This is a genomic window from Natronosalvus sp. KLKA75 (genome assembly GCF_059736265.1).
The window spans coordinates 131,168-157,248 of record NZ_JCAQIC010000002.1 but is presented as its reverse complement, the minus strand read 5'-3'; the positions used below and the strand labels follow the sequence as shown (position 1 = coordinate 157,248).

General features: G+C 58.5%; 18 protein-coding genes and 4 pseudogenes. 6 read left to right on the top strand and 16 right to left on the bottom strand.

All coding sequences use genetic code 11. The features are described 5' to 3' along the window. Nucleotides 1–92: 92 nt before the first annotated feature. Nucleotides 93–674: a flavin reductase family protein gene (locus tag AC6I65_RS12670; RefSeq protein WP_497903243.1), complete on the top strand. Its 582-nt coding sequence runs from the start codon at nt 93–95 to the stop codon at nt 672–674. A gap of 16 nt (nt 675–690) precedes the next feature. On the opposite strand, the gene AC6I65_RS12665 is transcribed toward AC6I65_RS12670, so the two are convergent. From AC6I65_RS12665 to AC6I65_RS12655, 3 genes are read right to left on the bottom strand one after another with little or no spacing between them, the layout of a single operon-like run. Further along, nucleotides 691–852 (bottom strand): hypothetical protein, encoded by a 162-nt coding sequence (locus AC6I65_RS12665; RefSeq protein WP_497903242.1) that lies wholly within the window; start codon nt 850–852, stop codon nt 691–693. Continuing rightward, nucleotides 849–2,657: a hydantoinase B/oxoprolinase family protein gene (locus AC6I65_RS12660; RefSeq protein ID WP_497903241.1), complete on the bottom strand. Its 1,809-nt coding sequence runs from the start codon at nt 2,655–2,657 to the stop codon at nt 849–851. Before AC6I65_RS12660 ends, AC6I65_RS12665 begins: the two co-directional genes overlap by 4 nt. Further along, nucleotides 2,654–4,714 (bottom strand): hydantoinase/oxoprolinase family protein, encoded by a 2,061-nt coding sequence (locus tag AC6I65_RS12655; protein ID WP_497903240.1) that lies wholly within the window; start codon nt 4,712–4,714, stop codon nt 2,654–2,656. Before AC6I65_RS12655 ends, AC6I65_RS12660 begins: the two co-directional genes overlap by 4 nt. Nucleotides 4,715–5,181: 467 nt before the next feature. Here AC6I65_RS12655 and tcuA point away from each other — a divergent pair, with 467 nt between their 5' ends. Beyond that, nucleotides 5,182–6,531: an FAD-dependent tricarballylate dehydrogenase TcuA gene (gene tcuA, locus AC6I65_RS12650; protein WP_497903239.1), complete on the top strand. Its 1,350-nt coding sequence runs from the start codon at nt 5,182–5,184 to the stop codon at nt 6,529–6,531. A gap of 354 nt (nt 6,532–6,885) precedes the next feature. After that, entirely contained in the window at nt 6,886–7,377 is a 492-nt protein-coding gene (locus AC6I65_RS12645; RefSeq protein ID WP_497903238.1) for a flavin reductase family protein, read from the top strand. 110 nt (nt 7,378–7,487) lie between these two features. On the opposite strand, the gene AC6I65_RS12640 is transcribed toward AC6I65_RS12645, so the two are convergent. The 4 genes from AC6I65_RS12640 to AC6I65_RS12625 form a co-directional block, all read right to left on the bottom strand. Continuing rightward, a complete protein-coding gene (locus tag AC6I65_RS12640; protein WP_497903237.1) occupies nt 7,488–8,246 on the bottom strand; it encodes a CoA-transferase subunit beta in 759 nt (252 codons plus the stop codon). Continuing rightward, the gene (locus AC6I65_RS12635) at nt 8,246–9,157 is read right to left on the bottom strand and encodes a CoA transferase subunit A (RefSeq protein WP_497903236.1); all 912 of its coding nucleotides are present in this window, start codon (nt 9,155–9,157) and stop codon (nt 8,246–8,248) included. Before AC6I65_RS12635 ends, AC6I65_RS12640 begins: the two co-directional genes overlap by 1 nt. A 136-nt stretch (nt 9,158–9,293) precedes the next feature. After that, nucleotides 9,294–9,983 (bottom strand): 3,4-dihydroxy-2-butanone-4-phosphate synthase, encoded by a 690-nt coding sequence (gene ribB, locus AC6I65_RS12630; protein ID WP_497903235.1) that lies wholly within the window; start codon nt 9,981–9,983, stop codon nt 9,294–9,296. Continuing rightward, nucleotides 9,967–10,659 carry a DUF120 domain-containing protein gene (locus AC6I65_RS12625; RefSeq protein ID WP_497903234.1) on the bottom strand — a complete coding sequence of 231 codons (693 nt, stop codon included), beginning with the start codon at nt 10,657–10,659 and terminating at the stop codon, nt 9,967–9,969. Before AC6I65_RS12625 ends, ribB begins: the two co-directional genes overlap by 17 nt. A gap of 279 nt (nt 10,660–10,938) precedes the next feature. Between AC6I65_RS12625 and AC6I65_RS12620 the strand changes: the two genes are divergently transcribed. Together AC6I65_RS12620 and AC6I65_RS12615 are read left to right on the top strand one after the other, a co-directional pair. After that, entirely contained in the window at nt 10,939–11,472 is a 534-nt protein-coding gene (locus tag AC6I65_RS12620; protein WP_497903233.1) for an HIT family protein, read from the top strand. 141 nt (nt 11,473–11,613) lie between these two features. Beyond that, a pseudogene (locus tag AC6I65_RS12615) lies at nt 11,614–11,790 on the top strand (acetyl-CoA C-acyltransferase); the annotation flags it as partial. A 49-nt stretch (nt 11,791–11,839) separates the two neighbouring features. Here the strand turns inward: AC6I65_RS12615 and AC6I65_RS12610 are convergent. Together AC6I65_RS12610 and AC6I65_RS12605 are read right to left on the bottom strand one after the other, a co-directional pair. Next, a complete protein-coding gene (locus AC6I65_RS12610) occupies nt 11,840–13,354 on the bottom strand; it encodes a zinc ribbon domain-containing protein (protein WP_497903232.1) in 1,515 nt (504 codons plus the stop codon). Beyond that, nucleotides 13,351–14,523 carry a thiolase domain-containing protein gene (locus tag AC6I65_RS12605; protein WP_497903231.1) on the bottom strand — a complete coding sequence of 391 codons (1,173 nt, stop codon included), beginning with the start codon at nt 14,521–14,523 and terminating at the stop codon, nt 13,351–13,353. Before AC6I65_RS12605 ends, AC6I65_RS12610 begins: the two co-directional genes overlap by 4 nt. A gap of 781 nt (nt 14,524–15,304) precedes the next feature. Here AC6I65_RS12605 and AC6I65_RS12600 point away from each other — a divergent pair. Continuing rightward, nucleotides 15,305–15,439: pseudogene (locus tag AC6I65_RS12600) on the top strand (IS5/IS1182 family transposase); the annotation flags it as partial. A 540-nt stretch (nt 15,440–15,979) separates the two neighbouring features. On the opposite strand, the gene AC6I65_RS12595 reads toward AC6I65_RS12600, so the two are convergent. From AC6I65_RS12595 to AC6I65_RS12565, 7 genes and pseudogenes are all read right to left on the bottom strand, one after another. Next, nucleotides 15,980–17,164, bottom strand: coding sequence for an MFS transporter (locus tag AC6I65_RS12595; protein ID WP_497903230.1), 1,185 nt, complete (start codon nt 17,162–17,164; stop codon nt 15,980–15,982). Nucleotides 17,165–17,556: 392 nt separating this feature from the next. Beyond that, a pseudogene (locus AC6I65_RS12590) lies at nt 17,557–17,899 on the bottom strand (IS200/IS605 family transposon protein TnpB); the annotation flags it as partial. Between the two features lie 131 nt (nt 17,900–18,030). Then, nucleotides 18,031–19,233 (bottom strand): Cdc6/Cdc18 family protein, encoded by a 1,203-nt coding sequence (locus AC6I65_RS12585; RefSeq protein ID WP_497903229.1) that lies wholly within the window; start codon nt 19,231–19,233, stop codon nt 18,031–18,033. A 1,208-nt stretch (nt 19,234–20,441) separates the two neighbouring features. After that, the gene (locus AC6I65_RS12580; protein ID WP_497903228.1) at nt 20,442–20,765 is read right to left on the bottom strand and encodes a DUF6788 family protein; all 324 of its coding nucleotides are present in this window, start codon (nt 20,763–20,765) and stop codon (nt 20,442–20,444) included. A gap of 679 nt (nt 20,766–21,444) precedes the next feature. Then, a pseudogene (locus AC6I65_RS12575) lies at nt 21,445–21,717 on the bottom strand (zinc ribbon domain-containing protein); the annotation flags it as partial. 203 nt (nt 21,718–21,920) lie between these two features. Continuing rightward, on the bottom strand, nt 21,921–23,609 hold the full coding sequence (locus tag AC6I65_RS12570; RefSeq protein WP_497903227.1) for a DUF8612 domain-containing protein: 1,689 nt from the start codon (nt 23,607–23,609) through the stop codon (nt 21,921–21,923). 87 nt (nt 23,610–23,696) lie between these two features. Further along, the gene (locus tag AC6I65_RS12565; protein WP_497903226.1) at nt 23,697–25,988 is read right to left on the bottom strand and encodes an MBL fold metallo-hydrolase; all 2,292 of its coding nucleotides are present in this window, start codon (nt 25,986–25,988) and stop codon (nt 23,697–23,699) included. Nucleotides 25,989–26,081 lie beyond the last annotated feature (93 nt).

Below are 26,081 nucleotides of genomic sequence, written 5' to 3'. Positions count from 1 at the left end.
CGTTCCATTTCGGCACCGCCAGCATCAATCTAGTGGTCGAATCGCGATCGATCCGTACCTTCTTAGCTGAGTACTCCCAACGAGGGGTCGTCATGGAAGCCACGCCGGACGAACTGTCCACCTACCGAACGCTTTCGGGGGCCGTCGTTCCGCGGCCGATCGCCTGGACGTCGAGTCGCGACGCCGACGGACGAGACAACCTCGCGCCGTACAGTTTCTTCACCATCGCGTGCGTCGATCCACCGATTCTGGCCGTGTGTCCGATGAACTTCGAACCCGACCTGAAGGATACGCCCGCGAACGCGATCGAGACCGGTGAGTTCGCGATCAACGTGGTCACCGCGCCACACGCGAAGGTGATGAATGAATCTAGCGAGGCGATCTCGTCTGGGGAGAACGAGTTCGATCACGTCGGCGTCGAAGCGGCGGAGTGTACGGTCGTCGACGCGCCGCGTGTCGCGGACGCGCCGGTGACGTTCGAGTGTCGGCTGTACGACGCCGTCGAGTTACCGACGTCGATCCTGCTCCTCGGCGAGGTCGTCAACGTCCACCTCGACGAGTCCGTGCTGGTCGACGGAAAACTTGACGTCGAGAAGATCGACGCGATCGGTCGTCTCGCGGGCGGCTACTACGCGTACACGAGGGATCGCTTCCACATGGAGCGACCGGGGTGACTCGCCCAAACCACGTTTAGTCGGAGAGCCGGTTCTTCCGATAGTAGTCGGCACACCAGTCCGAACAGACCTCGCTTCCCTCGACGGACTGAGTCTCGTCTGGATCATCGAGGAGGAGTTTGCCGCAGTTCTCGCACTTGCGGTTGACGCGACCGAGGAACGGTTCGATCCAGGTCACGCACTCTCACCCCCGTTGCGGCCCGATCGATCGGGATCGCCGTCCGTCGATCCCTCGTCGTCGGTTCCGCCGTCCGAGACGACCCGTTCGCCGTGTTCGACGTCGACGCCGTAGACTTGCTGTGCGCGTTCCGGGGAGACGTAGCCGCGTTCGACGTCGCGGAGCACCGCGTCGATGTCCCTGTCGGTCGGGTCGCCGTATCCGCCACCGCCCGCGGTGCGGATCGAAACGACGTCGCCCTCGGAAAGCGCCACGTTCGAGAACTTCGACGGGGAGACGGCGTCCTCGCGCTCGTCGACAGGAGCGGCGTCGTCGTCCTCGCTGCGCTGCAGGAGGATCTCGTTGGGTGCCGCTGAATCGCCGCCGTGGACGCCCCACGGCGGACGGGTCACGCGGTCGGCGAGCGCGTTGACCGACATCTCGCCCTCGGCGAGTTCCATCTCCCAGACCACGCCGAGACCGCCGCGGTACTCGCCGGGCCCTTCCGAATCTTCGCGCAGGCCGTACCGCCGCATCAGGAACGGGTACTTCCGTTCCAGGATCTCGATCGGCTGGTTTTTCGTATTCGATATTTGCGATTTTGCGGCGCTGATACCGTCGTGGGTCGATCGACCACCCCAGCCACCCTCAATGAACATATAGAAGGCAAAGTTGCCGTGCGTCTCGGTTGATCCGCCGCCGGTGAAGTTGAGACTGGTTCCGATGTTCGCGCCGGTGACTCGTTCGGGCAGCGCGTCAGCGAACGCACGGATGATCGCGTCGATGACGCGCTTTGACGTCTCCGTGTTACCGCCGAACGTGGCCGCTGGGTGATTCGCGTTCAGCACCGTCCCCGGCGGAACGAGGATGTGGACGGGACGGAAACAGCCCTCGTTGAACGTGATGTTCGGGTCGGTGAGATGGTAGAGTGCGATGTAGACGCCCCCAGCGGTCACCGTCCACGGACAGTTGATCGGCCCGTCCGTCTGTTCGTCCGTCCCCTCGAAGTCGAAGATGATCTCGGAGCCGTCGACGGTGACTTCGACCTCGATCCGGACAGAGTTGTCCGTGATCCCGTCGTCGTCCATGTAGTCGACGCCGCGGTAGGTGCCATCCGGGATCTCCTCGATCTCGCTGCGCATCAATCGTTCAGAGTGGTCCCGGAGAGCGGCGCAGGCGTCCTCGAACGTCTCCCTGTCGTACCGATCGATCAGTTCGTAGATGCGCCGCTCGCCGGTCAGGTTCGAAGCGATCTGGGCGCGCATGTCGCCATGAGTCGACTTCGGGATTCTGACGTTCGAAAGCATGAACTTCCAGAGGTCGCGACGCTCCTCGCCGCCTTCCCAGATCTTCACCGGTGGGACGCGGATTCCTTCCTGATAGGCATCCGTCGCGTCGCCGGCGAATCCGCCCGCACTCATCCCGCCGAGGTCGATTTGGTGGGCCCGGTTGGCCGTGAACGCGATCAGATCCTCCGTCTCGCGATCGAAGACGGGCCTGATGACCGTGTGGTCCGCGATGTGGGTTCCCCCGCGGAACGGATCGTTGTGCATCAGCATGTCGCCGGGTTCTAGGTTCTCCCGACCGATCTCCTCGACTGCCCACTCGACGGAGTACTGCATCGATGCGATGTGGATCGGCACATAGTCGGCCTGACCGACGATGTTGGCGTCGGCGTCGAAGACGCCCGTCGAGAAGTCTTTCGCGATGAGGATCGACGAATAGGCTGTCCGCATCATCGTCACCCCCATCTCGTTGGCCGTCGATCGTAGGTAGTTCCCGACGACCTCCTGGGTCACCGGATCCACGTCGTATTTGTCACTCATTTCGATCCCTCCTCAATGACGACGTTCCCGATTCTGTCGACGTGTGCCTGCTGTCCGGGCGGCACGACAGTTGTCCCCTGGGGTTCTTCGATCACGAACGGTCCCGCGAGTTCGTGACCCGATTCGAGTCCCGTTCGTTCGTAGACTTGCGTCTCGTACTCGCCGTCGTCGAAGACGATCGGCCGCACCTCCGCGAGTGCGTCGTCGAGCGAACCGGGATCGGTTTCGTCGGTGCTCTCGACGGATAACGCGTCCGGGACGGGCCGGAAGCCGACGATGTCGACAAGCACGTTGACGATTTCGACCGGATCACTCTCGCTGCTATGACCGTACAGTTGCTCGTGGCGGTCGTGGAACCGAGTTTCCGCACGATTGAGGACGTCGCGATCGATCGGCGGTTCCGTTTCGAGGGGAACCGTAACCTCGTAGGCCTGTTCCCGGTAGCGCAGGTCGACCGAGAGTCGTGCGGCCACCTCCGTGACGTATTCGTTCTGGTCGTCGATGACCGCAATTCCGTCTGTGATCATCTCCTCGAAGACGGCGTCCAGTTCCGATAACGTCTCGCCGCGTACCTCGTCGAGCGGGTGGAGGAACGACTGGAGCTGGTCGTACTTGAAGTCCGTCGTCACCATCCCTGCGGCTGAGAGCACGCCCGCGTTGGGCGGCACGATGGTCCGGGGGATGTTTGCAACGCCCATCACGCCCGGGGCGTGCATCGGTCCCGCGCCGCCGAACGCGACGAGCGCGAACTCCCGGGGATCGTACCCTCGTTCGACCGTTACCGTCCGGATTGCCTGTGTGAGCGTGTTCATCCCGATCTCGAGGATGCCGAGCGCGGTCTCGCGGACGCCCATATCCAGTTCCCCACCCAAATCGGCGATTGCCTCGCGTGCTGCCTCGACGTCGAGGTTCATCTCGCCGCCGATGAACTTGTCCGGGTTGAGTCGACCGAGGACGAGGTTCGCATCTGTGATCGTCGGTTCGGTGCCCCCTTGGCCGTAACAGACCGGCCCCGGGTCCGCCCCGGCCGATCGCGGGCCGACCTTGAGGAGGCCGCCGTCGTCGATCCACGCGATCGATCCGCCGCCAGCGCCGACGGCTTCGATGTCGATCTGCGGGAACTGGACGGGGATGCCCCACTCAATCTCCCCTTCCGTCGAGGTGATGGGCTCGCCGTCGACGATCAGCGAGACGTCACAGGAGGTCCCGCCCATATCCATCGTGATGAGGTTCGGTGAGTCGGCGCTGCCGTAGTGGTTCGCCCCAGATACGCCGCCCGCTGGACCCGAAAAGAGCGTCTTGGCGGGGACGCGAGAGACGTCTTCGACCGGGAGTAATCCCCCGTTCGATTGCATGATGTTGATCGGGACGTCGATACCCAGGTTCTCGAGGTCCCGCTCCAGTCGCTCGACGTACCGGCCGGTCTTCGGTTTGACGTACGCGTTAGCGATCACCGTGCTCGCGCGCTCGTATTCCTTGGCCTGCGGGAACACGTTGTGGGAGGTGCTGACGGCCGCTTCGGGGTGGTGCTCGTCGATCAGTTCGGCGAGTCGTCGCTCGTGGGACGGATCGAGGAACGAGTACAGCATCGAAACGGCGTACGAGACGTCCTCGTCCAGCGCTGCGTAGGAACGGATAACGTCGACGGCTACCTCCTCATCCAGCGGTTCGTGCTCGGTGCCGTTAGCACGAATTCGACCGGGAATCCCGTGACGGTCCTGCCGGGGAACCAGTGGCTCCGGCTTCGTCCACTGTCGATCGTACTGATTCTCCCTGTCGGTGCGCATGATCTCGGGGATGTCCTCGAACCCGTCGTTCGTGAGAAACGCGATTCGCGTCCCCGGATTTCGTTCGATCGCGATATTCGTCGCGACGGTCGTTCCGTGGTCGAAAGCGTCGATAGCGCCGGGATTGACGGACGAACTGATGAGCGCGTCGATCGCCCCTTCCGACGGATCGTTCGGCGTCGACGGAACCTTGAGAGTCTCCACCTTTCCGTCGTTCGCGACGACGAGATCGGTGAAGGTGCCACCGATATCTATGCCTACACGTGCCATGCAATGCGCTTTGTTCCCCTCTGGCATGAATATGCTGGGTTCGGTGGAGCTAACGGACGTCGGTTCAGTCGGCTAACGATTTGGTAAACGAACTTTGTCTTTTTGGTGACGACGTTCGTCGGAGGTAGTTGGATAGCAATCAGGCGTCAAATCGATTTCGTATCAGTCTCGTGAATGCTCTCTCAATGGTGAACCATGTGTGTCGCTTGGTGTTGGCGGACCGCCGGAATCGAACGATTCTGCGGTCCGTACCAAGGATAGTACACTACTCCGCTAACAACTCGTAGTCCAAGGGCTCGAGAATCGGCTTCCCGTCATCAACTACTACCGTTAGGGCCCGTATCCGGTATGAGCGTGACGAACTCGTCCGATCGATAGAAATTTACGGTCGGCCCCGTATTCAAAACCTATACGGGACTGAAATTATGGCCGAAGAAACGTACGACATTGTGATCGTTGGGTGCGGAATGGCAGGTCTCGCCGCCGGATTGAGAGCGACGGAACTTGGCGAATCGGTGTGTATCCTGGAGAAGTCGCCGAAGAAACATCGCGGCGGCCACACGCGGTTCACCGAGTCGTTTCGGATTCCAACGGCAGACATCGACCTCGATGCCGAGTTCAACGTCGAGGACTACACGTCGGCGGACTTCTATTCGGACATCATGAATGTGACGCACTACCGGGCCGACAGCGACCTGGCCAAGCGCGTTGCAAACGACGCCGCCGAGACGTTTGAGTGGCTAACCAACCTCGGAATCGAGTGGGAATATCGGGCGCCTCACCCAGGATACACCGCGGGCCGAGTGTGGCTCCACGGCGAGGACTTCATCGACGAACTCGTCGAGATACTCGAGGAGCGAGACGCGACCTTCTACTACGAGACGACGGCTCAGGGAATCGTCCGGAACGACGACGGCGACGTGGTCGGCGTCGATGCCCGTGTCGAGGGCGTAAAGACGACGTTCACGGGCGACGCAGTCATCCTCGCGGCCGGCGACTACGGATCAAGCAAGGAGAAACGCACGCGCTACTACGGTCGCGGATACGGGAACATGAAGGTCCGCGGGAGCAGGTACAACACGGGTGAGGCCGTCGAGGCGACGATCGACATCGGCGCCAAGACCGAAGGTGAGTGGGGCGACGCCCACATGGCCCTTATCGATGCGCAGTCGCCTGACTTCGAGGGAGGAATTACCCGAATCGACGGCTACCAGTACGGGCTGATCGTCAACCACGACGGCGAACGATTCGTCGACGAGGGCGAGGATGCACGGGCCCACACGTACGCCAAATTCGGCCAGCGGATCTTCGAACAGCCCTACCACGAGGCGTTCATCCTCGTCGACTCGAAAGTCGTCGACGACGTCGCGCACATGGGTCCGTCGAACCCGATCACCGCTGACAGCATCGAATCCCTCGCGAACCGACTCGGCATCGAAAACGTCGACCAGACGGCTGAAACGGTCGAGGCGTACAACGCAGCGAGCGATCCGGGCGATTACAAACCGAACGAACTGGACGGCAATGAGGCGACCAGCATTGAACCGCCGAAGTCGAACTGGGCACTTCCGCTCGACGAACCGCCGTACACCGGCTATGCGGTCACCGGTGGCATGACATTCGGCTTCGGCGGAGTTGCGATCACCCCGGACGCGAAGGTGCTCGATACGTGTGATCGACCGATCCCGAACCTTTACGCGGCGGGTAACAGTACCGGCGGACTCTTTTACCACAACTATCCCGGTGGGACCGGCCTGACGAACGCGGCGGTCTACGGGAAGATTGCGGCTGAAACGGCCGTCGAGGAGCTGGACTAGCGGTTCGCTCTCTGCTCAGACTGCCAAGCGGTTTCGTTCGCGATTGCCGCCGGGTGGCGGCCGACAGCCGAAACCGGCCCGTTCGATGTCCCGGTATCCCCGCATTCGGAGGCGCAGTAGAGTCAGTAACTAAAATAGGATCGACGAAACGGGAACCGTCAGCGTCGAAACGTAACTACTAGCGGAAGTAGCGCTTTCAGTGGCGACTACCGACCAGTAGCGCATCCTGCGTGCGGTCGGTTCTCGCACAGGCAAAAGCGCATTACTACCGATATCGATCCATCGTATTCGAACGGTGGTGCTCATTCTGACCGGAAGAATAAATAGGAGATCAAACGAACCTCTACAGTGTCAATGAAGTCGCAGAAATTTCGCCAGCTACTCGGCACCTTCGCCACGGGGTGTACCGTCGTCACGATGGAATCGGAGACGCCGCACGGACTCACGGCGAACGCGTTTTCGAGCGTCTCGGTTGATCCGCCACTGATCCTGATCTGTGTCGATCACGGCACGAACAGCTATGAACTCCTCTCTAGCGGGGACGTTGATGGTTTCTGCGTCAACATCCTCTCCCGGTCCCAACAGGATCTCGGCGAGTACTTTGCTAACATGACCGACCTGGAGGAAGACCCATTCGAGACACGAACCGTCGACGAGTACGACACCCATGCGCCGGTGTTCGAGGGAGACCTCGCCTTCCTTGACTGTGATCTCTACGAGAGTCAGCGCGCCGGCGACCACACAATCTACCTCGGCGAAGTACAACAGGGAGAGATCCTCAACCCTGAGGCTGCACCACTGGCGTTCTACGGCGGCGAGTGGGGTTCAATCGTTCTCGACAAATGATGGGTCGCGATCGACGAGCGCAGCGCCGACTGTAACGCAATTTCCTGCTTCTGGCCCGAATCGATCGAATTTCCCCTGGCGAAAAATATAATTGATCGAAATCGCCCTTCTCAGTCGCCCGTGTAGATACCGTCGGGATCAAGCTGCTCGCGGAGCAGTCGGAGTTCGTCGGTCGTCGGTACGGGCGTCTCGGTGAGATCGTCCGAGACGGTGATCTTCCACCCGGTCGACGACTGGACGTCGTCGACGCTGACGCCGGGATGGAGGCTCTCGACGAGCATTTCGCCCGACTCGTCGAAGCCCAAGATCGCCTTGTCCGTGATGACCGTATCCGGTCCACCGCGAAGTCCGAGTTCCTCACGGTCCGTGTCGGGGTCGAGGTAACCCGGGCTCGTGACGAAGTCGACCCGTTCGGGGAAACGTCGGCGACGGTGCGGCGAGATGATGATGGTCCGGTGGGCATTGCTGGCGATTTCGCAGGCGCCGCCACTGCCGGGAAGCCTGACATCGGGATCATCGTACTCACCGATCACAGTGGTGTTGATGTTCCCGTACCGATCGACCTGCGCGCCGCTAAGGAATCCGACGTCAATACGGCCGCCCTGCAGGTAGTAGGAGAATCCGTTCATCATCGACTCCACGTTGAGCGCTCCCGAGGCAAGCACCGGATCGCCGATCGAAAGTGGCAGCGAGCTCGGATCCGAGCCGATCGTCCCGGACTCGTAAATCAGTTCGAGTTCGGGTGCGTGGCTCCGTTTGGCGAGGTTGCACGCGAGGTTTGGAACCCCGATCCCGACCAGAGCCGACTCGTCGTTTTCGAGTTCGTTCGCCGCCGCCGTCACCATCAGTTCCGTATCGGTATACTCCATCAGTACTCACCCATGTCGATCGGGGTCGCGTACTTCGAGTCAACCTGCAACTCGAGCAATCTATTCGCCCCGAGTTTTTCGAGGTACTCTCGTCGATCGGCCACCCCATACACCCACTCGTCGAGCCACTCGCGGAGCCTGTCGTTCGAAGCAGACACCTCGTTCCACTCAAGGTAGGCCTCGTTGTCGCGATCGTAGTAACCTTGTGCGTACGACGGGTGGCAACCGTAGGGGACGCGGACGACGTGATCGACGGCGTCGCCCGTCAGGAGAGTTCTGTTCGGATCACTGCGGATGATCTCGGTCGAACACAACTCCTCAACGCAGAGGACGACCGTGTCGGCGGCCAGCGCTGCCTCCTTTTGTTCCCCGCTGATGCCCCAGAGGTGGGCGTTGCCGTCCTCGTCTGCCCGCTGTGCACAGACGATGGCGGCGTCCGGATTGAGCGGCGGGACGACGCAAACCTCGCCGTCGCCATAGGGATTCGAAACCGTTCGGATCGCGTCATTGTGGTCGGCGAGATCCGACCCAACGAACGTTCGAACGGGCATGAACGGCAGCGCGCTCGCTCCCGCGTGGAGCCGCGCGGTCAGCCCGTAATGTGTGTACTCCTCGATGTCGAGTTCGACGGGGACCCCATCTTCGACGGCACGCCTAAACGCTCGCAGACTTCCGACGCCAGGATTTCCGGCCCATGAGAACGTCACCTTCGACGCACACTCCGCAGCAATCAGTTGATCGTACACCAGGTCGGGCGTCAACCGTATGAGTTCGAGATTGCTGTACCCCTGTCTGATTATCTCGTGGCCGGCCGCGAAGGGAATCAGGTGGGTGAAGCCTGCGAGATAGAGGCTGTCACCATCGTTGATGGCCTTCCGTACGGCGGCCTGCATCGGTTTCACTTTGCTCATCGGACTCGTATAGTGCTACCACAGGAAAGCACTCATATAAATCCACCTCCGAATAATCGAGTGAGAGATCGGTTCGCGGTGGCGTATCGGACTCTGATCGTACGGTCAACCTGACGATTGGCCGGATTACGGGCGCTCAGTCGAGCCCAAAGTAGTCGACGATCAATCGCCCCTCTATATAGGGAACCTCGTGTTCGTCGGCGTACGCCCGGGCGTTGATTGGCGCAAGCGCATTACCGGTCTCGTCGTCGAGCATCTCACAGACGACGACCGCAGGAGAGAGGGATGCGGCCCGTGCGAGGGACAGTCCGAGTTCGGTATGCCCTTTACGCTGGGCTAACAGGCCAGGCGCTCCTCGCAGGAGGTGTACGTGGCCGGGAACGCGAAACTCGGCCGCGAAGTCGGTCGCCGTCGGTGTCGCGGCCAAATCCCCGATCGCACGAATTGTCGTCGATCGATCGTCGTCGGTGATCCCAGTATAGGTGTCGCGGTGGTTGACGGTGAGCGAGAATGACGACCGCTCGCCGTATCCGAGTTCCTCGTTCGAGACGGCGGGGTGGTCGATTTCGTCGGCAAGGAAGGGAAGGTCGAACGCGTCGGCGATCTCGTGGCCGAGCGCGACGCAGATCAACCCGCCGGCATCGTTCCGGAGACGCGTAACTGCATTCGGTACCACTGACGCCGCGTGGTAGATCAGGTCAACTTCTCCCTCGCGGTCGGCCGCATCGTGTACCAGTACGGGCTCTCCGCCGCGGAGGGAGTTAATCGCCTGGTCGATCGCCCCGCCAGGGGCCCATCGACTCGAAATATCAGTTCCCTTTGACATGGATGGTGAGGGAATCGCCATCGTCCACCTCGAGATCGTCGCGGAGTTTCACCGGAGCGATCACCTCAAGCTGGTTGTCGTCGTGGTGCGTCCGTTTCGGAACGATAGCGTGTGCGTTTTCGTACGTTGCTCCGCCGGCAGTTTCGATCGCCACCGGATGGCACGCTGCCGGCCCATACGTCCGTTCCTCATCCTCCCAGCCATCGATCTGAACCGGATCGAGCGAGGAGAGAATGCTCCGTCGCCGTTGACTCTCCTGTGTCAGGTCGACGTTCAGCGTGCCGGGAAACGGTTCATACCCGAGCCGGTTTCGGAATTGTCGAGCGTATCCCGGTAGCGAGATGTAGTGTTTCCCTTCGTTCATCCCGCTCGTGGCGGTGCCCACCAGCGTGACGGGTGATTCGTCGAAAATCTGTTGATACTCCTCGTACTCGGTCTGGAGGACCCGACCACCGCGTTCGGTGATCGCGACCCACTGGCCGTCGCTCGTCGTCTCCCGTTCCACGAAACCTTCCTCTTCGAGGCGCTGCAATCGGCGAGAGGCAGTCTGACTGGACGCGTCGAGGTCCTTAGCAAGTCCAGAACACGAGACTTTGATCTCACCACGGAGCGCACCATCGAGGGCGAGTAATTTGAGGACAGTGAACTCTCCCGGCCCCATGTCAGTGAGTGTCATTACCACAGAATAGCTTCTCTCTGTCTCTACTAAAGTGTACCGGAGAGGCTGTTACGCCACTGGTTCGATCCATCCTCGAACTGCTCTACGGATCAACTCCGCGATTGTATCGATCGTCGGTTTTTGCCAGCGGTTGCCTGCAGCTCTCGGTAACATCAACTCTGCCGAGACGATGGATGATACGCTAGTCGCAGCCGGACGTTCCAGAATCGGTTACTGCAGATACCAGAGTGTGAGTCAGTAACAATGTATTTGTATACCCTTCGGTTATTGTCCCCCATGGACAGGGTTTTTGCCCCGTGGCGGATGGACTGGATTACCAGAGACGACGAGGACTTCGACGGCTGCGTGTTCTGCAATCTCCCCGATCAAGACGCTGACAGAGAGAACCGAATCGTCGCTCGCTCCAGCGATGCTTACGCTGTCCTCAACAAATCGCCGTACACGCCGGGACATCTGCTCGTCCTCCCGTTTTCCCACACCGGTGAGATAGAAAATATCAAACTAGACGATTTTTTCGATGTTTTCAAACTGGTACAGCTCTCGGTTCGGGCCGTCAAAACCGCCCTCGCACCCGATGGGTTCAATATCGGCATGAACATCGGTGAAGCCGGTGGCGCGTCAATCACCGATCACGTTCACGTCCACGTCGTCCCGCGGTGGAACGGCGACACGACATTCATGCCCACAACGGCGAATTCGAAAGTAGTTGCGGAGGCCCTTGACGAAACGTACTCTCGCCTGCGCGAGGCGTTCACCGAATTAAATTGCGGCACGGAGACAGACCCTGATTCAGCGATTCTAGTTTCGTAGGTTGCCGCCCGAACCGATCACTCACGATATCAGCGTGGGACTACTCGAACGAGGTTCCGTCCTGTTGAGATACATCAATTGTGTTCGGCGTGCGTCTGCTGCATGTTCGGCAACCGTCTCCAGGATATTCGGCGTTGTACTGACAAACTGAACGTCAACGGCGGTGCTATCGCGCTCGGGCACCCGCTGGGCTGTTCCGGCGCCCAAATTACGACGACCTCGCTCCACGAACTCGCCCGTCGCGACGGCCACTACGGCCTCGCGACGATGTGCGTCGGGTTCGGCCAGGGCGTCGCCGTCGTCTTCGAGCGGGAGTGAGCCGGCTCGAGCGTGCTATTTTGTCGAGACGAAAATCCAGTTCGCGCGATCAGGACTCGAGCAGCTGCATCTTGAAACCGTACCGGGTCACGCCCTCCTGGGTGTAGATTCGCCGGATCGTCGCGTCGACGCTGTCGCCGACCGACACGGACGCCGTGTCGGGCGTCAGCACCTGCGTGGGGGTCGAGACGGGCTCGTCGTCGGGTTCGGGGCCGTCGAGTGCCACGACGGCGCTGACGAACGCCCCTTCGCGGGCCTGCTGCTCGACGAACTCCGGTGGGGCGCCGCCCTGGCCGATCACGGTCGCCGCTTCGACAGTTCCCGTCCCGGGGAGGGCGACGTCGTCGTACTCGTCGAGCGTTCCGCACTCCCGACATGCACCGGCGGGCGGGAACGCGAGTCGCCCGCACTCTCGGCACCGGCCCGCGACGAGGCGGTGGCGCTGGGCCATCGTCCGTTTCCAGCTGGGGACGCTGACGTAGGCGCCGCCGCCGTCGGGTTCGCCCGGCGTCACGTCGCCGCGAATGCGGAGGTACTCGCCGTAGGAGAGCGTTCGGTCGCCCTCGAGGGCGGTTTCGACGGGGACGCTTTGGCTTGAACTCGAGTCGTCGCCCGCGTCGCTCTCGCCCACCTCGAGGCGCATCGTAATCGCGCCGCCGCCCGACCCGTACGCGACCAGGCCGAGCGAGCGGTGGCCAGCCTCGAGCGCCTTCGCGAGCCCGAGGAGGGTGCTCGCGGCGCCCGTGTCCCCGAGGTCGTGGACGGTCGTCCCCGCCTGGATCTGCTCGGTGTCGACGCCCAGCGCGCTCGCGGCGCGATAGGGCAGTTTGCCGTTCGGCGACTGGAGGCAGGCGGCGTCGACGTCCTCGAGGGAGGACTCGAGCCTGTCCGCAGCCGATGCGACGGCGTCGGTGTAGGCGTCCCGGTCGTACTGCGTGATACCGAGGCCATTCGTCTCCCTCGATCCCGCCTCTCGATACCTAATTCCGGGAACGGCGTCGACGTACTCTCCGGCATCCGTTACCCGCCCGGGACCGTCGGGCGTCAAGACGAGCGCGGCGGCGCCCGCTCCACCCGCGTGCTCGTGTTCGTCCGAGTGGGCGCCACGTGGGGTGTCGCTGGCGACGACCAGGACGGCGCCGTCGGTCGCGGTTTCGAGGCCCGTCCGGAGTGCGTCGGCGCCGACGCGGGTGCTCCCGGTGAACTGGCGGCTCTCGATCGACGACTCGAGTCCGAGGAAGCTGGCCAGGCGCGGCCCCAGGGCCTCCTCCTCGTAGGGCGGTGTAGTCGTTCCGAGAAAGAGGTGCGTGACGGTCTCGAGGTCGGTTCCCGCCGCCTCGAGGGCCCGCGTGGCGGCCTCGTAGGCCATCGTCAGTCCGTCCTCGTCCCCCGCCGGGACAGCCGTCTCCGAGATGCCGGCGGCGTGGAACTGGCCCCAGGCCTCGGTGACGGCCTCCGCGGTGAGTCGGTAGTCGGGGGCGTAGGCGCCGACCCCGGCAATGCCGAGGCGGTTCGTTTCTTCGCCCGCCTCGGCCGTCTCGTCGTCTGCTCGAGAGACGGTCATCGCGCCACCTCCTGCTCGAATATATGGACCACCGTCGCGCCGCCGCTCCCGCCTACGTTGTGGGTGAGGCCGTAACGCGGGTCCTCGAGTTGGCGGTCACCCGCGTTCACGGTCAGCTGGTCGAAGACCTCGACGACCTGGCCCGTGCCGGTCGCACCGATGGGGTGGCCCTTCGACTTGAGGCCGCCGGAGGTGTTCACGGGGAGGTCGCCGTCCGGGTCGGTGACGCCCTCGCGGAGGAGTCGCGGCGCCTCCCCGGGTTCGCAGAAGCCCAGGTCCTCGTAGGCGATGAGTTCCGCGATGGCGAAGCAGTCGTGGACCTCGGCGAAGTCGAGGTCGTCGGGGCCGATTCCCGCGCGCTCGTAGGCTCGTCTGCCGGCTTCCTGGGAGGCCGAGATGCTCGTGTAGCTGTCGCGTTCCGCGAGGCCGACCCGCTCGCTGGCCGCACCGACGCCCGCGACGCGAACGCGCTCGTCGGTGTACTCGGCCACGACGTCCTCGCTGGCGAGGAGGACCGCGGCGGCGCCGTCGGAGGTCGGACAGCAGTGGTAGAGATTGAGGGGGTCGGCGACCGCCGGCGCCGCGACGACGTCCTCGAGCGAGCACTCGAAGTCGAGGTGGGCCTTCGGATTCTTCGCGCCGTTGGCGTGGTTCTTGACGGCGACTCGCGAGAGGTCCTCGGGGGTCGCGTCGTAGGCGTCCAGGTAGGCGCTGGCCATCTGGGCGTACACACCGGAGAAAGTGGTGCCGGTGAGGCGTTCCCACTCGGTCTCTCCGGAGACGCCGAGCCAGTACTTCGTGGTGTCGCCGGACATGTCGGTCATGACCTCGAAGCCGCCCGCGAGGACGACGTCGGCCATGCCGCTCCTGATCGCCTGGACGCCCTGGCGGACGGCGAAGCCGCCGGCGCCGCAGGCGTTCTCGATCCGCGAGCAGGGCACGTTGTGGAGGCCGACGTGTTCCGTGACGGCCGGCCCCGAGAGGCCGATCTGGCGGCCGCCGACGCCGAGGGTGGCGACGACCGCCTCGTCGACGTCGTCCGTGTCCAGGCCGTGGTCGACCCGATCTCTGGCGGCCGCGTACGCCTCCGCGAACAGGTCCCGGTAGCCTCGCTCCGGGAACGAACCGAAGGCGGTCTGTCCAGCACCGATGACGTAGACATTTCTCATGATCGTCGATTTATCACAGGAGACTATATAGATATACCATATCATTATTTCTTGTAGTTGACGAAGGTTCCGTCAAGTGTTCATCGTCTATCCCCACACAACTGGGTATTCGCTTCGAGAGATACAGGTAATTCTTCACGTGCTCAGTGTTAAACGGTCGCAACAAGCCAACTAGCAAAGAGGGTGGCAATATTGATGGAATTTTTATAATATAGCCAGGCGTTGGTATTGGGAATATATTGCAATTAATCCCGATCCGAGATTGATCCTTAATGTGCAGTTTTCAGACGACGCGGCACCAGTCCTGCCATTGCATTTCTCCAGGTGTTATTGAAAACCACGAGCTCTCCTGGAAAGTACTTTCCTCCAACGGTAAGGCTATCTGGCTACCCTCTCTCGGATCGAATGGAACAGTCAGATCAACTATATCGAACGAAAACTCAACGAAAATGGTTTCACACTCAAAATTTGGATTGGCATCTTCCATAACTCGAGGACGGGCAGACAGGTGAGTATTGGGAATAGTCTTGAATTATTATCACATTACTATAACACTCAACAACCTCATTAGTTACTAAATTGATGGTTGATAGCAGAGGCAAACTAGACGGTATCCGCTTCAACATTGTGTTTGCCTTTCGGATCATCGCCGAGATCAAAGTGGAGCATCCCTGGGCATATTCGTGAGTGAATATGTATATAATTTCTGAGATTGAGTGGAAAAGCAATGCATACTACATAGATCCTAAGTTCAACCTACTCAGCGTCTTTACGGCGATTAGAGTTCTCCTCACTTCAGAAAGCGTGGAGTGCTCGGTTGGATACTGAACTCTACGGCCAGCGGAGTCAGAGCGAGACGGTGAACTCTCAACTCAAGCGGAAGTACGGTGCGTTCGTCCGTTCACGACGCTGGTGAAAGCAGTTTCATGAACTCACTCTTGCGTGTCTTGTCCACAATCTTGACCGAACCCTCTAACAATCAATACAGGAGATGGACTCAGCAATCTCCTTTTAAGTGCTTGATCGTACTTTAACTCTACGTCGCACGTACACGGCTGGCGGATACGGTTTGAATAAGTGGGCCAAATTGGCGTCATTAATCATCCAGAGGTATTTAACGCAGTCCAACATGACGTCAAACCTCTTAATCAATACCAGCAACCCATACCACCGACTTATCCCTGACGACAGAATCGCGTTACCGATCATTCACGCGAAAGCCGACTGTACCAAAGAAATCGAACACAGCGATCTCGTAGAGATCCTGGTATCGGAGGATCATCCATTACATTCGAGGACGCTGGCTATGTCGATGAAACCCCCGTATTCACCGCCGCCCAGAAACAGTCAACGATTGATTTCGTAAACGGTACGTCGATCGACATCCCCAATGATCTTCGGAAAGCGCTGGAACCGTACGCTGACAAGTGACACCGCCCCATTCAGGAGCGGCTCCTCAGTCACCCTCAGTCCCAGCCGCGACCGTCCAGATCCCTCCCACGGTCGTGAGGAATGTGATGGCAATGACTGCGAGGAACGACCCAGTGTGGGCGAGAATTCCGATAACCAGCGGCGGACTGATGAGCGCGACGATCCCAATGGCGACGTTGGCGAGCCCGATGATGATCGTGTCGCTCTCGTGCTCGTAGGTCTGCGTGAGCAGCGGAACGTACAGCGTCGCGGTCCCGCCGAGTCCGATCCCGATCAGAAATATCGCCACCACGAGCACCGTGAACTGTGGCGCCACAAGCAAGCTGACCCCGGCAGCACAACACCCAAGGGAGACCAGGAACCCCCGCCTGGATCCGGCCACGTCGGCGATGTAGCCGCCACCGAGTCGCGAGACGATACTCACGCCACCGATAGCGCCGAACGCCGTCGCCGCCGCTGCTTCGGTCATGCCGCGGTGGGTAAACAGCTCGATCGCGTATGCTGTAACCATGTGGAACCACGCGAACGTAAGGGCGACGCCGGTAAACGTTAGCTTGAACGTTCTGGTGCGGACGAGCCGCCCGAACCATTCGATGACCTCCCTGGCGGTCATGGTGGTCGGCTTGACCCACCGTGGGCGTCGACAGGCGACGCCCGTAAGTGCGAACCCGACCGCGGTCGCCGCCATGATGAGCAAGAACCCATCACGGACACCGACTCGTTCGAATGCGAGCTGCCAGGCCGGCGGAAGCAGGAATAGGCCAAGTCCGTTGCCGGCGAAGATGAGTCCCGTCGCAGCGCCGCGGCGCTCCTCGAACCACTGTGGGACGACCGCCGCCATCAGGATGAACGCTGTTCCGAGCGTGAGTCCGAGGATCACGAAGACGACGAACAGCCCGAGGTACCCCTCAACGACGTACAGCGCGGGGGCGATCAGGGCAGCCGCTACCGCACATGCGAGTAGCACCGCGCGTGCGGACACGCGGGCGGCGAAGATGGTCACGACTCCGGCGCCGATAAAGAACATAAACAGCATCGCGGAGAAGACTGTCGAGAGGGCGACCGGCCGGATGCCGAACGTCTCGGTAAACGGGTTCAGAAAGACCCCGTAGGAGAACGCTGTCCCGAACGTGAACACCATGCCAATCGCTCCGGCTGCCGCGACCACCCAACTCCGGCGCCCGTCGGGTTCCTCTCCGGTGGATCCCACAGACGACGTGGTACAACGAGCGTAGAAAACGTTTGGGAACCGGAACGGAACGCTCGGAAGCCGAACGATCGTAGTGACCGACGTCAGCATTCAGTTCAGGGTGCGAACAAGTGGCGCTGACCGACAAGGCCGACGGGTGGAGAGTTGAACGATTTCCCAGCGACGGGCGATGGATCAAATAACGCGGGACAGGGCGTTTTCGAATGGAAATCACTGCTCTTTGCTCTGGCGATGCCAGGATCGAGCAGAGGTCTCGACAGACCAGATCAGTCGGTTCTCATAGAACAGGATTCTGGATGGTATCAGATTCGACAGGTTGATCGATAAGCAGGTGTAGTGTACAATAGCTTCACGAAAATAAATATCCAAAGAAGAGGATTTCGACAGAGCCGTTCGAGTCGCCCTTGTTCGACATTCCATTTTGGGTCACCCGAGACTTCGAGCCTAAGGCGTTCCCTGTATCCAAATCCGTATCCGTCTTTGAGTTCGGGACCATCGGAACTTCGAGCCGGGAACGTTCCTCGAAATTGATGGTGTACTGGTCGTTACGTACGTAGGTGCGAAGCACTCGCCGTCTTCCTCGTTGCCCCAGTACCCCGACGGCGACGGTTTCTCATTGAGGTTTTCGGCGTAATACTTCTCGTTGAGTTTGAAAAACGACCGTCATGCCTCCGAGTTCTTCCGAATGATTTGCTGGGTAACCGAACTGCTGAGAATGCCTTTGTATTTACCTTTGAGTTTGTAAACCAGGAACAGAAGCGCTTAAAGCCGCTATCAAAACTACGCTATGAGATCAACAAAGTGCTACACAAGAGCGTTGAGAATAAATGCGCGAGTACACGGATCTGAGCCCAATCAGCCTACATCTAACGACTCGACTCCTCACAGGCTGCGATAATCACATCAGGATCGTCGACGAGACGATTTTCCATGTAATTCCCCTTTCCTTTCCCAGCCCACTTGCGCTCTTGCTCGATAATAGAGAGGAACTCGAGTTCTGAGAGGATATCGCGAACACGCCGGAGTTTCAAATGCGAAGAGTCATCACGTTCACACAGGCGTTTGTAGAGATCGTAGACTTCCGTCGTCTGCACCGCGTCGTCGGTTCGATCGGGTTGTTTGACGAGCAAAGCCATCGCCTCGAGGACGAGCTTCGCGTGGCTGGGCGACTTCGAGATTAGCTCTGCTAGCCGACTCGTCTCCTCACGCTCGTGTGCGAGGTTGACACAGGTTTCAGAGACGATCTCGAGGTCCTGTTCCTCGGCTATTTCGCCGGCAAATCGGAGGATGTCGATCGCTTTGCGTGCGTCACCGTGTTCTCGTGCAGCTAGTGCAGCAACTCGAGGAACGACACCGTCTTCCAGGACGCCGTCGTGAAACGCGTCCGATCTCGAATGGAGGATCTCCTGAATCTGGGTCGCATCGTACGGAGGGAAGACGTACTCGCGTTCACAGAGACTCGATTTGATGCGTTCGTCGAGCGATTCCTTGTATCGGATCTTGTTCGAGATACCGATCGTCCCGATGGTACTGGAGGAGAGCTTTCCGGATTCAACCGCTCGGGAGAGCTGCATGAGAATGTCGTCCGATTCCATTTTGTCGACTTCGTCGAGGATGACGAGTGCGGCATCGAACTGTAGGTCGATTATCTGCCACAGACGTCGGTAGTATTCCGACGTGCTCAAGCCAGAGTGGGGGATCGACATACCAGTTGTATCTTTATCGTTGAGTTGATGACCGAGTGACTGGACAGCCTGTGTCTCAGTCGACTCCTGCAGACAGTCGACGTAAGCTACACCGATCGTAACACCATTGTCCGAGGCTCGGGAGATTGCCTGGTTCGTGATGAACTTCGAACAGAGAGACTTTCCAGTACCGGTTTTTCCGTACACGAGCACGTTGTTCGGCGTATTTCCGGTAAGCGCGGGCTGAATTGCGCCGGCGAGATTCGTGAGTTCTTGTTCGCGACCGATGATTCGATCACCATCGGGAAGGTGGGAGACCTGTAAGAGATCTTTGTTCCGGAAGATCTCGTTTTCTCGAGTGAAGTAGTCGCGGGAATCGGGCATTCTCTTAGAGATGTATTCTCAGAGAGAGGCTTAACTCTTTCCACCAGGTTGCCGCTGTATGGGAAGAATATTGGTCACACAACGGCTCAGGAAGCTCATACCCACACCAGAATGCCGCTGTAATCAACGATACTCACCCCTCATTTCCGCTGTATAGTCCAGTAAATTGAATCAGAATGTCAAGGATGGTAGAATGAAATTCGCAAGCACATTGGAGACCCCACCCCTCATTGCCGCTGTATGCCGAATGTCAGACGCCCCTCTGTATGCGGTTATCGGAACCACATTGCTGCTGTATAGTGGAGAAAATATCGAGAGAAAGAGAGAGAAGTAAGATGAAGACCCCGGAGTGCCGCTGTAACAGAACACACACACCCCACGTTGCCGCTGTATAGATACCGAAAGAGACTCCAAGAGAAACGAGGCGAAGAGGATGTTCACACGAGACGATTCTTAGGTATCAGCGTCGAAACTCCATAGGACTGGCAGAACGAGATCAAGAGCTGGCTCGATGGCGATTTCTCCTGGAGAGAAAAACTGTTCGATACCAATCGAATCTCCTGTTCGATGTACTTAATGAACTGTTCGCACTCATAGTACTTATAGTTAGCTAACTCTGTGTTTGTGATATCAGTTTGAATTAGCAACATCATCGCGTCTCTGATCTGGAACTTACCCACTCCTCTATCCTCACCCATCATCTGGATCTATACAGCGGCAATGAGGGGTGTGTCTCTTAGCACCTCTCTTCGAAACGGTTCCGTTCACCTCAACTGGTCCACGACACCGTCCTAATCAGGGGATCTCTAAAGTGGTGAACCAACACTCCATCCTCTGGCGTCTCTGTTTGTTAAATATTTGCATGGAGAGGACTCGAATGTGAGAAAGCATCTGTACGGCTAGCGCTCTATCGCAGCATATTCTTCGCCGGAATCGGGAAGAATTCGGTGATACTCCGGTAGACGCCGCATTCATACGAGATAATTGAGCGGCGTTGACGCAACACAAAGCGTCTCGTTTGCGCATGAGGGCATCTCTCTTGTGACCACTCTCCCTGCTCGAGTCTTTAGTGTTCGCTGAGAAGGGTATTAGTGCCTATTATCGGTAATCTCGGTAGCTCCGGCCTGGTGGTCGTGAAAGTGAAGAACCATAGGATTCCAGTACTCCTTCTGAAACACCGGCTCCTTGTTCTACTGACTCAAACAGAACTAGTTCCCCGAATCGACTGGACCTTTGTACTTGGAACGCACCTTTTCTCCATCTCGCCACTGCCAGTAGTAGTAGCGGTTGTCGTTGATCTCCTTGATCGTGATAGTCGCCTTCGAGGGGACGTCGTCCGGAAGGTTCTCTGGCCGCTCCTCAACCTGGTTGTTCTCTTCGCTTTCCGATAGTCGTGTCTCTCGCTCACGGTATTCGGCGAGTTCCTCGGCATAGCGGGCAACGTGCCGGAGCAGCTCGGGCGAGTAGTCGCCGAGTGTGTCGACGACGTCGGTGGGGAGGTCCGCTGGGGGCGTCGGTGGCTCGTAGGACATGGGCCAATCTCTGTTAACCAACACAGACGCGAGGACCATAGTTTTGTTGGTTAAATCCAGTGTCGCGTTCCGTCAGCCTCCTACAGCCTGTAACACCACTCAAAACCTCTTCATATATAATTTACACAACCTCTTGGATCGTAGATTCATCCAAACAGGTCGGTCTATTCTCTCAACTTCCACCCCATCTCTGAAGCTGACACGTCGTGTTCTCGGAGAAATCGCTTTTTCCGATCGAGTGGCCACGAGTCACCATACCGTTTTGCGTACTTCATTCGTTTACTCTCCTTTGGCGTCTCTTGGTTTGAACTGGGCTCCTTGCGCTTCCTTTTCCTCTCCTCGGCTTTTTCGCCTTTATTGCTCTTTTCCCGGTGTGAGTTTCTAGAGCCACTAATCCCGAGATATTGGTTGGCTTCAGCTTCTGACATGGTCTCTTTAGCGTCAGGATCAAACGTTGGCCCGCCACCCATGCGATCGTGGTGAGTCCCTTGGCTATCTCCTACTGTTCCTGGTGAAGAGTCACCAATATCGTGGGCTTTGTCTTTTCGACGACGATTATATCTCGACACGAGTGGAATGTACACACAACTCACAGATAACGATTTCCCAAAGAAAGTACATGAGTTGGATCTCGATTTCGGCTGAGCATATGCTCCGTCTCTAGTGAACTACCCCCCCTATCACTCACGGCTTGCGCCGTTCGCTCCTCGAGGGTGGGGCTTCCTGTTTCCACGACGCGCTTTGCAGATACGGGTGTATCCGTAGGGAGCGCAGTCTCCACAGGCGTTAATTCGGAGTGAACTACTCCTACATCTGCCAGTCCGCGAGAGCGGATATTCCACGCCGCGTTCGCGTCTCTATCCGCCTCGAAACCGCAAGCAGGACACGAATGTTCACGAACCCACAGCGGCTTGTCCGTCTTGACACTGCAGGACGCGCATTCTTTCGTCGTAGTTGCGATTTCATGGGTCTGTGGGTCGAGCGTCGAACGTGTCCGAGAACTGTGCGGCGCTGTATCCCCTCCCTACTGCGCTACTCGGTCGCTCTGCTCCCTGCGTTGCTCCTTGAGGAAGGAGACTTAGCGCCTAATTCTGGTTAAAAGGCAATGTTCGAATTAGCTGACATCGGTAGTGTGCGAAGCTCTGTACCCCTCTTTCAGCAAATAAGCAAGAAGAGCCAGTATGGAACGTAGCAGATGTCGAAATCGCTACGAGATACTCGGAGCGACCCTTGCTCGAGTACACCCTTCGGGAGGCTATCGGTGATGATGAATCGACAGGGGGCTTTGTAGTCGTACTCTCGCAACTCTTCACTATCTGGTTTCGTGTGTTGACCGGCACTAGGATCGAATTCGGTCACAACTTGCTCAGCAGCGTTCGTGTAAGGGTGGTACGAAAGCAAGAACGGGAGAACGCGTCCCGCACGGTGCAGGACGTAATCAACCAGTCCAGAGTCTGTCTCGCAGTATTCGACGTCGTCACCTCCCACAGTAAATGCGAGACGCTTTGCGTGGTCGAACGCGACTGTTCTTGCTAATTTGTACTCGAACTCGTGATTGAGCGTGTTTCGTTGGCTGTAGTCTTCGAATCCGTAGTGTTCCTGACGCTGTGAGAGCAGTACAGCGTGCCGTGGATTGCGAAGATACAGGCGAGTTCGTCGATACCGACGAAGCGAATAGTCGTGAGACTCGGATACTGCAATCCCATCGTTCAGCACTTCGAGATATCGATCGACCGTTCGTCGATCGACACCGATCCGGTCGCTGATGTCTGTGTACCGTAACTCTTCGCCAGCCTGGCTCGCCGCAATCGAACTGAGTTTGTGCAGGTTCTCGGGCTTTTGGATGGATTCGTGGTTCGCTAACTCCTTGTATAGATACAACAGGAAGTGTGATTTCGTGAGTTCATTTCGGACCGACGCATCGCTAGTGCGGTGAACTATCCCACCAACTCGTAAGTACTCCCGTGACGCGTCGTGGAGATCATCGCGCTCGCTCGGTGAGAATCGTTCGAAGTAGAGTTCGTCGAGAGCCGAAATCGCTTCGTCAATGCTCCCTCTCTCGTCTCTCAGATCGAGTGATTCTCGAACGCGTTTGATCGGTGCTGGTCCAGCTAGGCTTTCCGACTGGTATGCTTCGAGTTGCTCACGAAAATCTGCATCGAAGTTCGCCTGAAGCCCTCCCTCCGCAACACGATGCTGAACTGAATCGACGAACTTCATCGGCAACATAGGGTTGGGGCCTTCGAACGAGTCTATTTCAGTAGCACTCGATGACGTCTGCAGGTCGACTTGCGAGGCAACGATCCCTGTGAGAAAGAGATAGGTTCGCTGGTCGACGAGCTCTAAGAACTTGCTCCGTACGTCTTCCTCGAGGTTGAGAGCCCCGACATCGTCCAGCAGTATGTACTTTCGACCTTGACGGGGAGCAACGTGTGAGTAAAAGTAATCGACGACCTGTTGTAATCGAGTAACAGCATCTTCCGGCCGTTCTAAGTGATAGAGAGACGATTCCAGCGGTAGGTACAGAACCTGCCGTGACGAAACCGACCCAGATATCTCGTAGTTCCGGCCATCTTCTGGAAAGGCAGTCGAGTCGAGCAGTGCTGCAATGAGTTGCTGAAAGAGTGTCGTCTTTCCGATTCCAGTCTGACCATATATCTGATAGACCAGGTTGTCCGTCCCCTTCTGTCGAGCGTTGTCGACCTTTTTGAGAAGTTGGTAGAAATCAGAACGCGGTGTGAGTGAGGTAGCTTCCGTGATTGTGGCCGGTTGCTCCTCGCTCCACCACTCGTTGTGACGCTCGGCGTCGGCGATGAACTCCTCTTCACTGCCTGCGTCGGTCATTGTCGCTCGTTTTTCGATGTCGTCATAGATATTCGTACATCCCGATGTCGTTATCCCGTTTTCCCCTGTCGACTGTACTAGTCTCCATTACAAGACACGCCACTCGAGGGCTGCTTGGACGACGTCGTCCGTTGTTTCGTGGGGGCAGTCCTCGTTCTCGGTCGTTGCGATGATGAGCTCGTCTAATCCGTGCAGGGTACCAGCTGGAAGATCACGATCGTCCGTGTCGAGCCCGATGGCATCACAGAGCGTTTGAAGAACGAAATCGTCCACGTCGGCTGCCTTCCCGTTTGTAACAGCTGCCTCGATGAGTTGCTCGAGTGCTGGATCGGTGTCGATTGTGAGTTCTCGTTCGGTGACCCCTGCCGTCTCGGACCACGGCTCGTGACCACTCAGTATCTCCGCGAGATACGTTCTGACTACTGACTCGACGAACGCTTCGGTCGATGACCCCTCCTCCTTGGCTCGATGTACGGCGAGCGTTCGAATCGCAGGATCGATCTGAACGGTTTCTGTCTCTGGTTCGTCGGCTACCGTTGCTGCCGTCTCTTCGGTCGTGTTTTCACTCGTAGCCATCTCTGATTGTGCTGTGGTGTCCTCGTCTACCTCGCTCTCAGGTCGATCTGAAGACGCTAGCTCGTCTGTCTCGGCGGTAATCTCTGCCGGAGTGGTGGATTCGTCCTCCTCTTTGCCGTCGCTGTTGTCACTGACTTTCGTCTTACCACTGCTCGATGACTGCTCGGTGGATGCTGCGCCCGATGCAGTGTCGATCTCTGATGGGACTCCATCGACTAACACGTCGACAACAGTCGGCGTAGCGAGTTCGTCGGTTCCATCTGCCGTAGTCGGAATACTGCCTTCGGGGTCGGTCGACGACTGACCGACGGTTCGATACAGCCCTCCGTCGGTCGCGTACGTTGCACTGCTGCCTGTGTTTTGTGGGCTAGCGATTCGATCCGATTTGGAGCCTCCAGCAGTAGTGGCCACTGTCGGCTCGTCGGCCCGAGATCCAAGATGGAGTTTCGCGCGGAGCCGACCGACGTCTATCCCTTCTCGTTCGAGAACAGCCCGTTCTTGACGTTCGAGTTCTGGTACACTCACAGCCGCTTGCAATACCCCGTCTCCGATGTCGATCGTACTCCGTTGTTCGTTACGGTTGCGGACGCGTTGCTTCGCAGCGGTGCCGATCCAGCTCGGGGGGCAGATGCTCCCATTTTGGTACAGTCGTTCCGAACCAGAGCTTCCAGTTGCCCACGTGTATGCATCCCACTTGTCCTTGTAAGGTTCCAGAGATCGGCCCCGTTGGTGGGTGACGATTACGTGCGTCGGAGAGATCGTCTCGACGACCTCGTCGAGAACTGCTTCCGACGGATGATTCGAGAACGGGAACGAGAACACGGTCCCAGCGAAATCGCCGGCGTCTTTCGCAGTCGTGGAACCTCCCTGTACCTGTACTAGGGTTGCGTTTCCATCGTCACTGATTGCGTCGAACAGTCGTTCACTACTACCTTCGGTTGGAACTTCTGGCCCAGCGATAGTGACGGTCCCAGCTGCGAGACAATCACGAGTAACTGCAAACTCCGGGATTGTCTCGACGTTGGGATAGTCGTATTCCAGCGCCTCGTAGAGCTTTGCGACGTGCCCCACGAGAGTCACCGGAATCGAATACTCGAGTTCGTCTTCGATTGCCCCGAGAAGCGTCGCCAGGTGAACGCCCGTCAATCCGCTTGCCGTACAGAGCGTTTTCGAACCGGCGTTTGCACGAGAGGCGAGTGTTTCGACGATGTCGGTGGTTGACTCACTAATACCGTCGTTCGTCGATGCCGTGAGAAACAGCGCGTCGACCTCGAGGAAGTCCTCCGGATCGAAACCAACGTATCCACCGGCGTCGCGTTGCGTGAAGTCGCCAGTAGCCAGCGCGTGAAACCGTTCTGTCCCGTCACGAGCACGGATCGCAAACCCACACGCGCCTGGTGTGTGTCCTGCTGGAACAGGTGCTACGCTGATCTCATCACCAACGATATCGACCCAGTCGTCGATCGCTTCGACACGTTCGAGTATCGACTCCGGATCTGACATCGAGTGGTGGCGAACACCTTCTGCTAAGACGTCCTCGAGGATTGCCGCTGTCCCAGGAGCCGTGAGGATTGGTGCACCATCACGATGGGCTTCATCCAGCGATTGATAGTGATCCAGGTGCGCGTGTGTGAGAAGAATTGCTGCTAGGTAGTCATCGTCGTTGAGTAGTGCTGATATGTCAACACCATCCCCAGCATCGATAAGAATGCAGGGAGTCTGTCGACTAGACTCTTGCCGAATCCGAAGAAGAATCGATTCGTTGCCCGCCTTCGGATTCGCATGTTCGTAAGAAATCTCCATAGTAGTGGTTATAGCCCCTACACATATAGTCGTTCTGATTAGGAACAATGAAAACACGCTAAGTACTGATTAGGAGGTAAACGTGCCCAACCT

Bases quoted from the DNA above. Each gene is read 5' to 3' on its own strand.
- AC6I65_RS12670 (WP_497903243.1), top strand. From the start codon at position 93: ATGGAAGCCACGCCGGACGAACTGTCCACCTACCGAACGCTTTCGGGG.
- AC6I65_RS12640 (WP_497903237.1), bottom strand. From the start codon at position 8,246: ATGGAGTATACCGATACGGAACTGATGGTGACGGCGGCGGCGAACGAA.
- ribB (WP_497903235.1), bottom strand. From the start codon at position 9,983: ATGTCAAAGGGAACTGATATTTCGAGTCGATGGGCCCCTGGCGGGGCG.
- AC6I65_RS12580 (WP_497903228.1), bottom strand. From the start codon at position 20,765: ATGTCCTACGAGCCACCGACGCCCCCAGCGGACCTCCCCACCGACGTC.
- AC6I65_RS12635 (WP_497903236.1), bottom strand. From the start codon at position 9,157: ATGAGCAAAGTGAAACCGATGCAGGCCGCCGTACGGAAGGCCATCAAC.
- AC6I65_RS12645 (WP_497903238.1), top strand. From the start codon at position 6,886: ATGAAGTCGCAGAAATTTCGCCAGCTACTCGGCACCTTCGCCACGGGG.
- AC6I65_RS12585 (WP_497903229.1), bottom strand. From the start codon at position 19,233: ATGCCCGATTCCCGCGACTACTTCACTCGAGAAAACGAGATCTTCCGG.
- AC6I65_RS12605 (WP_497903231.1), bottom strand. From the start codon at position 14,523: ATGAGAAATGTCTACGTCATCGGTGCTGGACAGACCGCCTTCGGTTCG.
- AC6I65_RS12660 (WP_497903241.1), bottom strand. From the start codon at position 2,657: ATGAGTGACAAATACGACGTGGATCCGGTGACCCAGGAGGTCGTCGGG.
- tcuA (WP_497903239.1), top strand. From the start codon at position 5,182: ATGGCAGGTCTCGCCGCCGGATTGAGAGCGACGGAACTTGGCGAATCG.
- AC6I65_RS12620 (WP_497903233.1), top strand. From the start codon at position 10,939: ATGGACAGGGTTTTTGCCCCGTGGCGGATGGACTGGATTACCAGAGAC.
- AC6I65_RS12625 (WP_497903234.1), bottom strand. From the start codon at position 10,659: ATGACACTCACTGACATGGGGCCGGGAGAGTTCACTGTCCTCAAATTA.
- AC6I65_RS12570 (WP_497903227.1), bottom strand. From the start codon at position 23,609: ATGACCGACGCAGGCAGTGAAGAGGAGTTCATCGCCGACGCCGAGCGT.
- AC6I65_RS12565 (WP_497903226.1), bottom strand. From the start codon at position 25,988: ATGGAGATTTCTTACGAACATGCGAATCCGAAGGCGGGCAACGAATCG.
- AC6I65_RS12655 (WP_497903240.1), bottom strand. From the start codon at position 4,714: ATGGCACGTGTAGGCATAGATATCGGTGGCACCTTCACCGATCTCGTC.
- AC6I65_RS12610 (WP_497903232.1), bottom strand. From the start codon at position 13,354: ATGACCGTCTCTCGAGCAGACGACGAGACGGCCGAGGCGGGCGAAGAA.